General features: G+C 76.4%; 15 protein-coding genes. 8 read left to right on the top strand and 7 right to left on the bottom strand.

Annotation, left to right across the window (positions count from 1 at the left end; translation table 11 throughout):
* The 5 genes from eutC to WA616_RS15085 all read right to left on the bottom strand — a co-directional run.
* On the bottom strand, positions 1 to 736 hold a 736-nt coding region (gene eutC, locus WA616_RS15065), incomplete at its 3' end, for an ethanolamine ammonia-lyase subunit EutC (RefSeq protein ID WP_336031041.1).
* Entirely contained in the window at positions 733 to 2,145 is a 1,413-nt protein-coding gene (locus WA616_RS15070) for an ethanolamine ammonia-lyase subunit EutB (RefSeq protein ID WP_336031044.1), read from the bottom strand. The genes WA616_RS15070 and eutC, both read right to left, overlap by 4 nt.
* Complete coding sequence (gene eat / locus WA616_RS15075; protein WP_336031046.1) at positions 2,142 to 3,611, bottom strand: ethanolamine permease; 1,470 nt, start codon at positions 3,609 to 3,611, stop codon at positions 2,142 to 2,144. The genes WA616_RS15070 and eat overlap by 4 nt, the downstream gene beginning before the upstream one ends.
* A gap of 112 nt (positions 3,612 to 3,723) precedes the next feature.
* Positions 3,724 to 4,605: an SDR family NAD(P)-dependent oxidoreductase gene (locus WA616_RS15080; protein ID WP_336031048.1), complete on the bottom strand. Its 882-nt coding sequence runs from the start codon at positions 4,603 to 4,605 to the stop codon at positions 3,724 to 3,726.
* Positions 4,606 to 4,641: 36 nt separating this feature from the next.
* On the bottom strand, positions 4,642 to 5,043 hold the full coding sequence (locus tag WA616_RS15085) for a hypothetical protein (protein WP_336031050.1): 402 nt from the start codon (positions 5,041 to 5,043) through the stop codon (positions 4,642 to 4,644).
* Positions 5,044 to 5,144: 101 nt separating this feature from the next.
* Between WA616_RS15085 and WA616_RS15090 the strand changes: the two genes are divergently transcribed.
* From WA616_RS15090 to WA616_RS15115, 6 genes are all read left to right on the top strand, one after another.
* The gene (locus WA616_RS15090) at positions 5,145 to 5,765 is read left to right on the top strand and encodes a hypothetical protein (protein ID WP_336031051.1); all 621 of its coding nucleotides are present in this window, start codon (positions 5,145 to 5,147) and stop codon (positions 5,763 to 5,765) included.
* A gap of 76 nt (positions 5,766 to 5,841) precedes the next feature.
* The gene (locus tag WA616_RS15095) at positions 5,842 to 6,111 is read left to right on the top strand and encodes a DUF2277 domain-containing protein (protein WP_073420409.1); all 270 of its coding nucleotides are present in this window, start codon (positions 5,842 to 5,844) and stop codon (positions 6,109 to 6,111) included.
* 129 nt (positions 6,112 to 6,240) lie between these two features.
* A complete protein-coding gene (locus WA616_RS15100; RefSeq protein ID WP_073420410.1) occupies positions 6,241 to 6,771 on the top strand; it encodes a hypothetical protein in 531 nt (176 codons plus the stop codon).
* Positions 6,772 to 6,804: 33 nt separating this feature from the next.
* Positions 6,805 to 7,122, top strand: coding sequence for a hypothetical protein (locus tag WA616_RS15105; protein ID WP_336031053.1), 318 nt, complete (start codon positions 6,805 to 6,807; stop codon positions 7,120 to 7,122).
* Between the two features lie 36 nt (positions 7,123 to 7,158).
* Positions 7,159 to 7,305, top strand: coding sequence for a hypothetical protein (locus tag WA616_RS15110; protein WP_336031055.1), 147 nt, complete (start codon positions 7,159 to 7,161; stop codon positions 7,303 to 7,305).
* Positions 7,306 to 7,384: 79 nt separating this feature from the next.
* Entirely contained in the window at positions 7,385 to 8,584 is a 1,200-nt protein-coding gene (locus WA616_RS15115; protein WP_336031056.1) for an FUSC family protein, read from the top strand.
* 17 nt (positions 8,585 to 8,601) lie between these two features.
* On the opposite strand, the gene map is transcribed toward WA616_RS15115, so the two are convergent.
* Both map and WA616_RS15125 read right to left on the bottom strand, forming a co-directional pair.
* Positions 8,602 to 9,384 (bottom strand): type I methionyl aminopeptidase, encoded by a 783-nt coding sequence (gene map, locus WA616_RS15120; RefSeq protein ID WP_336031058.1) that lies wholly within the window; start codon positions 9,382 to 9,384, stop codon positions 8,602 to 8,604.
* A gap of 28 nt (positions 9,385 to 9,412) precedes the next feature.
* Positions 9,413 to 9,646 (bottom strand): hypothetical protein, encoded by a 234-nt coding sequence (locus WA616_RS15125; protein WP_336031059.1) that lies wholly within the window; start codon positions 9,644 to 9,646, stop codon positions 9,413 to 9,415.
* 127 nt (positions 9,647 to 9,773) lie between these two features.
* On the opposite strand from WA616_RS15125, the gene WA616_RS15130 reads away from it, so the two are divergent.
* Both WA616_RS15130 and WA616_RS15135 read left to right on the top strand, forming a co-directional pair.
* Complete coding sequence (locus tag WA616_RS15130; protein WP_336031061.1) at positions 9,774 to 10,334, top strand: DUF6328 family protein; 561 nt, start codon at positions 9,774 to 9,776, stop codon at positions 10,332 to 10,334.
* A 152-nt stretch (positions 10,335 to 10,486) separates the two neighbouring features.
* On the top strand, positions 10,487 to 11,914 hold the full coding sequence (locus WA616_RS15135; protein WP_336031063.1) for a glycosyltransferase family 39 protein: 1,428 nt from the start codon (positions 10,487 to 10,489) through the stop codon (positions 11,912 to 11,914).

The following is an 11,914-nucleotide window of genomic DNA, read 5'->3' on the forward strand; positions in this document are numbered from 1 at the left end:
CCGCGCCGGACGGGAGCGCCGGGCCCTCGTCCTTGAGCGCGACGCCCGACGCTCCCAGCTCGCGGGCGGCCGACAGCAGCGCGGCCACCGTGTCGGCGGCCTGCGCGTAGGACAGCCCGTGCGGCGGCCGCACGTTGGACACGCAGTTGCGCTCGGAGTCCGCGCGTCCCGGCCGCGGGTCCCAGGTCAGGTAGACGCCGAGGGAGTCCGCCGACGACAGCCCCGGCCGCTCGCCGACCAGCACGAGCACCGCGCGGACGCCGAGCGCCTCCCCCACCGCGTCGCCGAGCGCCACCCGCGCCTGGGTGGCCACCACCGGCGGCGCCAGCGACCAGCCGCCGAGCCGCTCGCGCAGCGCCGCCACCAGGCCGGGGCCGTGCTCCTGCACCGCGCGCGGGCTGAGCCCGTCCGCGAGCACGAGCGCGAGGTCGGCGCCGGTGCGCGGCAGCGCCGTCCCCTCCGCGGGCACGCGGCCGAGGTCGGGGCGCTGCAGGTAGGTGGCCCGGTCGGGCGCGGCCGACGCCACGGTCAGCACCTCGCCGCCGAGCGCGGCTCGCAGCGCGCCGACATCGAGCGGTGAGTGCACGGCGTCGCGGGCGGCGGCGTGGGCGGCGCGGAACTCCAGCTCCCGGGAGGTGGGCAGCGCGTCGCCGGCCCGCCCGAGCGCGACCCGCGCCCGGGTGGCCGACCGCAGCACCGCCCACGGGTCGTCCCCGACCCGCTCGGGCGCGGTCACGACGACGCCGCCGCGAGCAGCGCCCGGGCCGCCGGCGCGTCGGGGGCCAGCTCGCGCACCCGGCCGCCATCGTCGAGCAGGTCCATGCGCGCCAGCCACGCCTCGAACTCCGGCGCCGGCCGCAGCCCCAGCACCGAGCGGGCGGTGAGCACGTCGGAGAAGGCCAGCGACTGGTAGTGCAGCATCACGTCGTCGGCGCCGGGCACGGCGATGAGGAACGAGCAGCCGGCCGCGCCGAGCAGCAGCATCAGCGAGTCGGTGTCGTCCTCGTCGACCTCGGCGTGGTTCGTGTAGCAGACGTCGACGCCCATGGGCAGGCCGAGCAGCTTGCCGCAGAAGTGGTCCTCCAGTCCCGCGCGCAGCACCTGCTTGCCGTCGTAGAGGTACTCGGGGCCGATGAACCCGACGACGGTGTTGACCAGCAGCGGCTCGAAGTGCCGGGCGACGGCATAGGCGCGCGCCTCCAGCGTCTGCTGGTCGACCGGCCGCCCGCCGATGCCGAGGTGCGCCCCGGCCGACAGCGCCGACCCCTGCCCGGTCTCGAAGTAGGTGACGTTGTCGCCGACCGTCCCCCGCCCGAGCTCCAGCGCCCCGGCGCGCGCCTCGGCGAGCAGGTCGAGGGTGACGCCGAACCCGCGGTTGGCGCCCTGCGTACCGGCCACCGACTGGAACACGAGGTCCACCGGCGCCCCCTGCTCGAGCGCCCGCAGCGTGGTGGTCACGTGCGCCAGCACGCACGACTGCGTCGGGATCTCGTAGCGGGTGATCACCGCGTCGACCAGCTCGAGCAGCGCCACCGTGCGGGCCGGCGAGTCGGTGGCCGGGTTGATCCCGATGACGGCGTCGCCCGACCCGTGCAGCAGCCCGTCGAGGATCGAGGCCGTGACGCCGACCGGGTCGTCGGTGGGGTGGTTGGGCTGCAGCCGCGACGCCAGCCGCCCGGGCAGGCCGATGGTGCTGCGCAGCGCCGTCACCACCCGGGTCCGGCGGCCGACGGCGACCAGGTCGGCGTTGCGCATCAGCTTCGACGTCGCGGCCACCATCTCCGGCGTCAGCCCGGGCGCCAGCGCGGAGATCGCCGCCTCGTCGCCGGCCGCCGTCCAGGCCAGCAGCCGGTCGCGGAACTCGCCCACCGTCAGCGAGGCCACCGGCGCGAAGGCGGCGGCGTCGTAGGTGTCCAGGATGAGCCGGGTGACGTCGTCCTCGTCGTAGCCGACCACCTGCTCGTCGAGGAAAGTGGCCAGCGGCAGGTCGGCGAGCAGCGTCTGGGCGGCCACCCGCTCGGCGGCCGACCCCGCCGCGCAGCCGGCGAGCACGTCACCGGAGCGCGGCGGGGTGGCCTTGGCCATCAGCTCGACCAGGGTCGGGAACTCGTAGGTGTGCCCGCCCAGCGTCGCGGTGCGTCTCACCGGACGTCGTCCTCGGCCTCGGCGAGCAGCTCGAACTCCTCCTCCGGCGCGGAGGCCACCAGGTGGTGGCGGCTGTAGAGGGCGAACCAGGCGAGGAAGACGACGTAGGCGGCGAGCGTCCACAGCGCCGCCTCCCGGTCGACGAGGAAGGTGGCGACGACGGCCGCGGCCGCGAGCACCAGTGCGACGCCGGTGGTGAGCGTGCCGCCCGGGGTGCGGTAGGGCCGCGGCAGGGACGGCTCGCGGCGGCGCAGCACGATGTGGCTGACCATCATGAGCACGTAGGAGACCGTGGCCCCGAAGACGGCCATGTTGAGCAGCATCGCGCCCTGGCCGGTCAGCGAGAGGGCGAAGCCGATCGCGCCGGGCACGAGCAGCGCGAGCACCGGGGCCTTGCGGGCGTTGGTCACCGACAGCGCCCGCGGCAGGTAGCCGGCGCGCGACAGCGCGAAGGTCTGCCGCGAGTAGGCGTAGATGATCGAGAAGAAGCTCGCGACCAGGCCGAACAGGCCGGCGTAGTTGACCACCCGCGTGAGGCCGTCGGAGACGCCGGCGCCGGCGAGCGCGTCGACCGGCGGGTTCCCCGACCCCGCGATCGCCGCCGAGCCGGCCGCGCCGGGGGTGAAGACGAGCATGAGGACGGCGAGGAGGACGAGCACGCCCATCGCCGCGACGATGCCGCGCGGCATCGAGCGGGCGGGGTCGCGGGCCTCCTCGGCGGCCAGCGGCACGCTCTCCACGGCGAGGAAGAACCAGATGGCGAAGGGGAAAGCCGCCCAGATGCCGAGCAGGCCGTAGGGCAGGAACGACGACGCCCCGGCCGCATCGGTGGGCGTGATGTCGAGGAGGTTCCCGACGTCGAACTGCGGCACGGCGCCGACGAGGAACACCACCAGGCCCGCGAGCGCGACGACGGTGACGGCGAACATCGCCTTGAGCGCCTCGCCGACGCCCATGAGGTGGATGCCGATGAACAGCGCGTACACGGCGAGGTAGACCCACCAGCCGTCGGTGATGCCGAACAGGCCGAGCGACTCGACGTAGGCGCCGATGAAGGTGGCGATGGCCGCGGGCGCGATGGCGTACTCGATGAGCACGGCGACGCCGGTGGCGTAGCCGCCCCACGGGCCCAGGGCGCGGCGCGCGAAGGTGTAGCCGCCGCCGGCGGTCGGCAGCGCGGAGCCGAGCTCGGCCAGGCCGAACACCATCGCGGTGTACATGACCGCCATGAGGACGGTGGCGATGAGCAGGCCGCCGAACCCGCCCTCGGCCAGGCCGAAGTTCCAGCCGGCGTAGTCACCGGAGATGACGGCCGAGACGCCGAGGCCGGCGAGCAGCAGCCAGCCCGCCGTGCCGGTGCGCAGCCTCCGCTTGTCGAGGTAGCCGGCGTCGACGCGCTCGGCCTCCACCCCGGCGTGGTGCCCGGCCCGCGAGGGCGTGGGACGGGCGGTGGGTTCGGCGGTCATGGGCGCTCCCGCGGTCGGCCCCGCCGGGCGGCGGAGGGCGCCAGCCTCGACCCGCGGGAACGCCCGGGTCAACGGCCTGCGCCGGCGGCAACAGACCGTTCACGCCGCCGACTCAGGGGATGCCGTGCCAGCGCCCCTTCTCGGCGTTCCCGGCGGGCTTCGACTCGAGGACGTTGCCCGGCGTGGGCTGGGTCCGCTGGTCGTCGGCGAGGGCGAAGACCCGCAGCAGCGGGCCGACGAGGGCGTCGTAGACGGCCGGGAACAGCCGGAACCCGAGGATGACGACGGGGTTGGCGAAGCCGGACTGGATCAGCCGGCGCGGCCGGTCGAGCCGGGCGACGATCGAGCGGGCCACCCGCTCCGGCGAGTAGATCGGGATCGGCGGGCGGCCCTTGAGGCCGATGTAGCTGCCGGCCTGCGAGTAGATGGGGGTGTTGACACCGCCGGGCGCCACCGCGGAGACGTGGATGCCCGGGACGTCGCGGGTCTCCTGCTGCAGCACCCGGATCATCCCGAGCTGACCCCACTTGGCGGTGATGTAGCTGCCCATGAGCGGGGTGGCCACCGACGCGAGCAGCGAGCTCACGATGACCAGGTGGCCCTCGCCCTGGCGGCGGAACTGCGGCAGCACCACCCGGGCCAGGTTCGCCGTGCCGTGCAGCGCGGTGTCCACGACCCGCTCGAAGACCTCCTTGGGCACCTCCTCGACCTTCCCGTAGGCGACCACCTGCGCGGAGTGGACGACGACGTCGAGGCTGCCGAACCGGCGCACGGCTCCGTCGACGGCGGTGCGCAGCGCGTCCTCGTCGAGCACGTCGGCCGGGCAGACGACGACGTCGGCGGCGCCGGCCGCGCGCACCTCGGCGGCGGTCTCCTCCAGCGCCTCGCGGCCGCGGGCCAGCAGCACCAGCGACGCGCCCCGCTGGGCGAACAGGCGGGCGGTGGCGCGGCCGATGCCGCTGGAGGCACCGGTGATGAGCACGGACTGGGACATGCGGGGGCGCTCCTCGGCTCGGGGGTCCCGGGCGGCCTACCCGGCTCCGTTGCCCGCCATGCGATCGAGCACCGCGAGCAGCCGGCCCGGGCCGGTGACCTCCGTCCCCTCCGGCACCCGGGCGCGCAGCCCCCGGTCGGCGGTCACCGCGAGCACCCGGCGGCCGGCGACGGCCAGCGCGGCGGCCTCCGCGGCGAGGGCGTCGTCGCCGCTGCCGGGCGCCCGCACCAGCCGGACGCCGTCGGGTGCCGGCACCCCGCGCGCGGCCCCCTCGACGACGACCACCACCTCCTCGACCCCGACCTCCCCGATCTCGAACGGGAGCCCGGCGCGGGCCAGCCGGGTCAGGAGCCGTTCCGTCGCGCCGGCCCGGTCCCGCCACCAGCCGTCGGGACGGGCGCCGACGACGTTGGCCGCGTCGACGAGCAGGACGGTCACGTGCCCCCGATCGGGTGAGCCGGTTCGCGGTGGTCGTCCGCGGGGTATCCGCAGGTCAGGAGCACGACGAGTCGAGTATGGGCACGGGACGGGGAGGTCCGATGGCGAGCACCGACGGTACCGGGCACGGGGCGGGCACGACGGCGACCGGCGAGGGGTCGCACGTCACCCGCGGAGCGGCGCGCGACGCCGTCGCCGCCCAGCGCGACCGCTTCGGCGGGATCAAGTGGGGGGCGGCGTTCTTCGGCTGGCTGTCGGCCAACGGCCTGGCGGTGCTGCTGGTCGCGCTGGTGTCGGCGGCCGGCGTGGGCCTCGGCCTCGCACAGGGTCTCGACAGCGTCGACGAGGCCACCGAGCAGGCCGCGGGCATCGGCCTCGGCGGCGCGGTCGCCGTCGTCGTGGTGCTGTTCCTCGCCTACCTCGCCGGGGGCTACGTGGCCGGGCGGATGGCCCGCTTCGACGGGCCCCGCCAGGGCCTGGCGGTGTGGCTGGTCGGGCTGCTCGTCGTGCTGCTGCTCGCCGTCGCGGGCGCCGTGCTCGGGGCGCAGTACAACGTGCTGCAGCAGCTCGACCTGCCGCGCATCCCCGTCGACGAGGGCACGGCGACCACCGCCGGCCTGGTCACGCTGGCCGCGATCCTGGTGGCCACGCTGGTGGGCGCGCTGCTCGGCGGCGCGCTCGGTACCCGCTACCACCGCCGGGTGGACCGCGCCGGCTTCTGAGGGGCCGGGTCCCGTCCCGTCTCCCGCGCGCGGGAGACGGGACGGAGCATCGTCCGGCGGCCATACGCTGCCGGGCATGTGCCGCAACATCCGCCCGCTGTCGAACTTCGAGCCTCCGGCCACCGAGGACGAGGTGCACGCCGCGGCCCTGCAGTACGTGCGCAAGATCAGCGGTTCGGCGAAGCCGTCGCGGGCCAACGCCGACGCCTTCGACCGTGCCGTCGCCGAGGTGGCCGCCGCCTCGGCGCGGCTGCTCGACGCCCTCGTGACCTCCGCGCCGCCGAAGGACCGCGAGGTCGAGGCGGCCCGGGCGCGGGCCCGCGCCGCGCTCCGGTACGGGGGCTGACCTGCGCGTTCCGGTCGCGCGCCACCGGAACGCACACGTCGGACACTCCCGGGGGCATGGCAGGGGTCGGAACGGGTAGGTCCGGGACTCGCGTCACGAACCCCACCCCCGAGCCCCTGGAGTCCTGCCATGGCCCGCAACACCCTGTCCCGCGCGCTGCACGACCTCGGCCTGTCGGCCTGGTTCGGCGGCACGCTCGCCAACGCCGTCGCGCTCAACGCCGCCGCGGGCGAGGCCGGCAAGGACACCGGCCGGGTCGCCAACGAGGGCTGGAACCGGTGGACGCCGGTCAACGCCGTCGCCATCGGGGCGCACCTGGTCGGCAGTGTCGGCCAGCTGATCGGCAACCGCGGCCGCGTCGCCCAGCAGCAGGGCGTGGCGAGCATGTCCGCCGCGAAGACGCTGCTGACCGCCGCCGCGCTCGGCGCCACCGCCTACAGCCGCTCGCTCGGCATGGTCGTCAACAGCCAGGACAACCCGTCGTCGAAGTCGGGCACCAAGCCGACCAAGCGCACCAAGGCCGAGGTCGCCGCCGCGCAGGAGCAGCTCGACACGCTGCAGTGGGTCATCCCCGCCCTGACCGGCGCCCTGGTCTGGGTGAGCTCCTACGCCGGTGAGCAGCAGCGCGCCAGCGAGGTCATCTCCGGCGTCCGCCGCTGACCTCCCGCTCCTCCGCACCACCCGGAAGGCACCGTGACCCAGGCCCGCAGCGTCACCTTCTCCGGCAACCGCGCCGTCGACCCACACGGCGAGCACGGCCCCGAGGGGCCCGGCGCCACCCGGTGCCCCGACTGCACCGACGGGCTCGGCGCCCCGGCGCCGGTCCCGCCGGACTCGTGGCGCGGGCGGATCCGGGCCAACCCGGGGCTGCACCTCGCGTGGCGGGTCGGCGTCTTCGTCGTCGGGCTGCTGTTCGTGCTGCTCGGCCTGGCGCTCACCGTGCTGCCCGGGCCGCTGACCATCCCGCCGGTGCTCGTCGGCCTGTGGGTGTGGTCGACGGAGTTCGACTGAGCGCGGCGGTTCTTCGCCGCGTTCCGCCGCAAGGCGGTGGCCGCCTGGCGGCACGCGAGGCAGCACCCGGTCAGCTCCGCGGCGATCACCGTCGGCGGGCTCGCGGCCGCGGGGGCGGTGTTCTGGGCGGTCGGGCACTTCGACCTGGTCGACCGGGCGACGAGCGCCCTCGGCCTCGGCTGACCCCGGCGCCCTCCACCGGCCGCCGTCCGCACCCGCGGACGGCGGCCGGTGTGCGTCCGTCCCCTCCCGGACCCCGCCCGTGAGCACTCCTCCGCCCCGACCGGCACCGCAGCGGCCGACCCGGCTGGTGCGGCGCGGCCGCACGCCCGGGCTGCGCACCGCGAAGACCGTGCTGGCCGCGGTCGTCGCCTTCCAGGTGGCCACCTGGCTGGACACCACCAGCTCCCCGATCCTCGCGCCGCTGACCGCGCTGCTGGTCGTCCAGCTCACCCTCTACGAGACGCTGGCCACCGGCTGGGAGCGGGTCGCCAGCGTGACCTCCGGGGTGCTCATCGCGGTGCTGTTCGCCTCCGTGGTCGGCCTGACCTGGTGGAGCCTCGGCCTCGTCGTCGGGCTGTCGCTCGTCGTCGGCCGGCTGCTGCGCCTCGGGCCGCACCTCGCCGAGGTGCCGATCAGCGCGATGCTCGTGCTGGCCGTGGGCGGCGCCGAGACCGCGGCGCTCGGCCGCATCACCGAGACGCTCATCGGCGCGGGCGTCGGGGTGCTGGTCAACCTGCTCGTCGCTCCCCCGCTGTACGTGCAGCCCGCCGGGGAGGCGATCGCCGAGCTCGCCGGGCGCATGGCCGCCCTGTCCGAGGACCTCGCGGCCGCACTCGCCGGGCCGTGGTCGCGCCGCCTCGCCGACGACCTGCTCGACCGCGCCCGCGGGGTGGGGACCGAGGTCGCCCGGGCCGACCGGCACCTCGCCCGCACCGAGGAGAGCGCCCGCCTCAACCCGCGCGGCCGGTCCGCCCGCGAGGCACGCCCGCGGCTGCGCAACACGCTCACCGCCCTCGAGCGCGTGCACGTCACGCTGCGCACGCTCACCCGGGTGCTGCTGGACCGCACCTACTTCGTGCCCGAGGACGAGGCCGACCGCGCCTGGACGCCGGCGGCCCGGGCGGCGCTGGCCGACGTCCTGCGCACCGTCGCGCGGACGCTGCGCGAGGCCGGCGCGGTGGCCGACGGCAGCGCGGTGCCCACCGGCGTCGACGCCGGGCGGCTGTCGGCGATGCTCGACCTGCGCGCCCGGCTCGCCGACGCCCTGCTGGTCGACCCCGCGCACGACGCGGCCGCGTGGGCGCAGCACGGCACGCTGCTCGACGCCGTGGACCTGCTGCGGGTGGAACTGGCCGCCGCGCTGCAGCCACCGTCGGCGACCTGGGCGCCCCCGCCGCTGGCGCAGGCGCAGGTGCGGGCGGTGCGGCGGGCGCTCACCCGCCGGCGTCGCCGGGACTGAACGCGGGGACCGGCCGCTCAGGCGACGGTCAGGACCACCGGTCCGTCGTCGGTGACCGCCACCGTGTGCTCGACGTGCGCCGCCCGGGCGCCGTCGGCGGTGACCACCGCCCAGCCGTCCTTCTTGTGCCGGTAGCGCTCGCCGCCGGCCAGCAGCATCGGCTCGATCGCCAGCGTGCTGCCGGCGTGCAGCCGCACCCGGTCCAGCCCGGTCGCCGGCCGGTTGGGCACGAACGGCGGCTCGTGCATCGCCCGGCCGATGCCGTGCCCGCCGTGGTCGGGCAGGTGCGCGAAGCCGTAGCGCCGGGCGACGGCGTCGATCGCGGTCGCGACGTCGAGCAGGGTGGCGCCGGGGACGGCGGCGGCGATCCCCGCGGCGAGCGCCTCCTCGGTGGCGGTGACCAGGCGGGCGTCGTCGGGGCGCTCGGCGTCCCCCACCTGCACGGTGATCGCCGCGTCGCCGTTCCAGCCGTCGACGATCGCGCCGCAGTCGATGCTGAGCAGGTCGCCGTCCTTGAGCCGCTGCCCGCTGGGCCGGCCGTGCACGACGACCTCGTTGGGCGACAGGCAGGTGACGCCGTTGTAGGCCGTGGGCGCCCAGGCCGGCTTGTAGCCGAGGAACGACGACGTCGCGCCGGCCTCGTACATCGTCGTCTTGGCGAGGTCGTCGAGCTCGCGCAGCTTCATGCCCGGCCGCGCCGCCGCCCGGACGGCCGCGAGCGACAGCGCCACCGCGCGTCCGGCGGCGCGCATCGCGTCGAGTTCGGCGGTCGTCCGGGGAGGCAGCACGTGCAGGTCCACGCCCCCGACGGTACGAGACCGCCCGGCCTCAGCCGGCGGGGTCGCGGCGGACGTCGGCCGGGTCCGGCGTCCGGAAGGCGGTGTCCGGCCCGTCGGCCACCGGGGAGGCCTCCGCCGCCTCCTCGGGGTGGTCGGGCTCCTCGCCACCCACCCCGAAGCCCTCCGCGGGCGGCGGCGCACCGGCTCCCGGGTCGGCGGCGGGGATCCCGCCGTCCTGGCCGTCGCCCAGCTCCGGCGTCATCGGTTCCCACATCGAGGTCATGCCGCTCCCCTACCCCGCCGGCACCCCGGTAGGTGGACGGCAGGTGACACACGGGTTGCGGGTGGGCATACGGACCGGATCGGGGCGGGTCACCGGACCCGCTCACGGACGGCAGGAGGAGCCGACGATGGCCACCACGGGATCGGGACAGCGGGCACGGCGCGGCACGCGGCCGGTCCCCGCGCAGCGCGACGGTCGCGACGACCGTCGGGGGGACGACGGGCGGGACGAGAGCCGGGCCGAGCGGATCGACCGGGAGCTGATGGAGTTGCTCAACGAGCTGCGGGTGGCGCTGCCGGGCGTGCAGTTCCTCTTCGCGTTCCTGCTCGTCGTGCCGTTCCAGCAGGCGACCGAGCGGGCCACGGACTTCCAGCGCGACGTCTACTTCGTGACGCTGGTGGCCGTCGTCGTGGCCACCGCGCTGCTCATCGCGCCGGCCGCGCAGCACCGGGCACTGTTCCGCCAGCACGACAAGGAGGACCTGCTGCGCCGCAGCAACCGGTTCGCCTTCCTCGGCCTGTGCGTGCTCGCGATCGCGATCGTCGCGGCGGTGGTGCTGGTGGTCGACTTCCTCTTCGCCCTCCCCCAGGCGCTGGTCACCGGCGGCCTGGTGGCCGTGCTGCTGGGATGGCTGTGGATCGGCAGCCCGATCGTGCAGCGGGCCCGCGGGGGCGCCGACGACGAGTGAGGCCCACGCCTCACCGCTGGACCCCGGTGGCCCGCTCCCGACCCCGGGACGGGCCACCGGGGTCCACCCGTCCCGCGATGCCGGTCGGCCGAGCGCCGCGCGGACGGCGTCCGCGACGTCGGGGTCCTCGTGCTCGCCTACGCTGCAGCCCCGTGGCGGCGACGGCGGAACGGGAGGCCCCGGCCACGAGGCCCGGGCCGCCGCGCTGGTCGCCGGTCGAGCTGCTCCCGCCGGCCGTGCTGGCCCTGCTGTGCGCGGTCCTGCTGGCGCCGGGCCACGGGCTCTGGTTCGATGAGGCGTTCACCTCCGAGGTCGCCCGCCGCCCGCTCGCGGAGATCCTGCGCGCCGTCGCGACCGGCGAGGGCGTCACCAGCTACCTCGCCGACGTCCCGCCCTCCTACAACGCGCCGTACTACCTGGTCGTGCACGCCTGGATGGCCCTGCCCGGGGTCGGCGGCGACACCTCCCTGCGGGTCCTGTCGGTGCTGGCCACCGCGGGCGGTCTCGCGCTGGTGACCCGGGCGGTCACCCGGCTGGCCGGCCGGGCCGCCGGCGTGCTCGCGGGCGTGGTCCCCGCCACCGCCCCGCTCCTGCTCGAGCAGGCCGTGGAGGCGCGCAGCTACGGCCTGGTGGTGCTCGCGACCGGTGCGGCGCTCCTGGGCCTCGTCCGCTGGCTACAGGACGGCCGCGGCCTCCTGCTGTTCGGCCTCGCCGGCGCGGGCACGGGCCTGGCGCACTGGTACGCCGTCACCGTGCTGGCCGCGTTCGTCGTCGCGGCGCTGCTGCTGCGCGGCCGCGGCGCCGTCCGGGTCGCGGTCGTCGGCGGCCTCGCGGCCCTCCCGGCCGCCGGCCTGGTCGGCGTCAACCTGCTCAACGGCACCGGCGCCCGCAACGCCGAGCACCTGCGCGACACCGGCGGCACGCTGGCCGACCTCGCCGTCGAGGCCTGGGCTGGGGGCCGCACGCCGCTGCTGTACCTGACGGTCGGTCTCGCCGTCGTCGGCGCCGTGCGTGGCGCCGGGGCGCGGGTGGTCGGCGCCTGCTGGGTGCTGGTGCCCCTGCTGCTCCTGCTCGCGGCCGAGCTGGTCCGCCCCGTCTACCACCCCCGGTACCTGCTGGCCGGGCTCGTCGGGCTCGGTGTGCTCGCCGCGGTGGGGGTGACCGCACTGCCCCGGGGCGCGCGGTCGGCGACGGCCGCCGCCCTGGTGGGCCTCTCGCTCGTGGCGAGCGCCCCGCTGGCGGTGCGGGAGCCGCGGGAGCGCTCCGACGACGTCGTCGCCCTGCTGCTGCGGGAGCAGCGTCCCGGCGAGCCGGTCGTCGCCGCCGACCAGCGGTCGGCCATGGGGCTCGACCACTTCGTCCGCACGCTGGGCCCGCGCCTGCGCGCCGACGTCGTCCTGCCGCCCGACGACGCTCCCGCGGACGCCGACCGCGTCTGGCTGGTCCGCCGCCTGGTCGACGGCGAGCCGGTCCCCACCGACGACGACGCGGTGCTCACCGAGGCCGGCCTCTCGCTCACCGCCGAGTACGCCTTCCCGGCGTCGAAGACCGACCTGGTCCTCCAGCTCTGGACGCGGTGA

This window comes from Geodermatophilus sp. FMUSA9-8 (assembly GCF_037034165.1).
In the GTDB taxonomy this organism is placed as follows: domain Bacteria; phylum Actinomycetota; class Actinomycetes; order Mycobacteriales; family Geodermatophilaceae; genus Geodermatophilus; species Geodermatophilus nigrescens.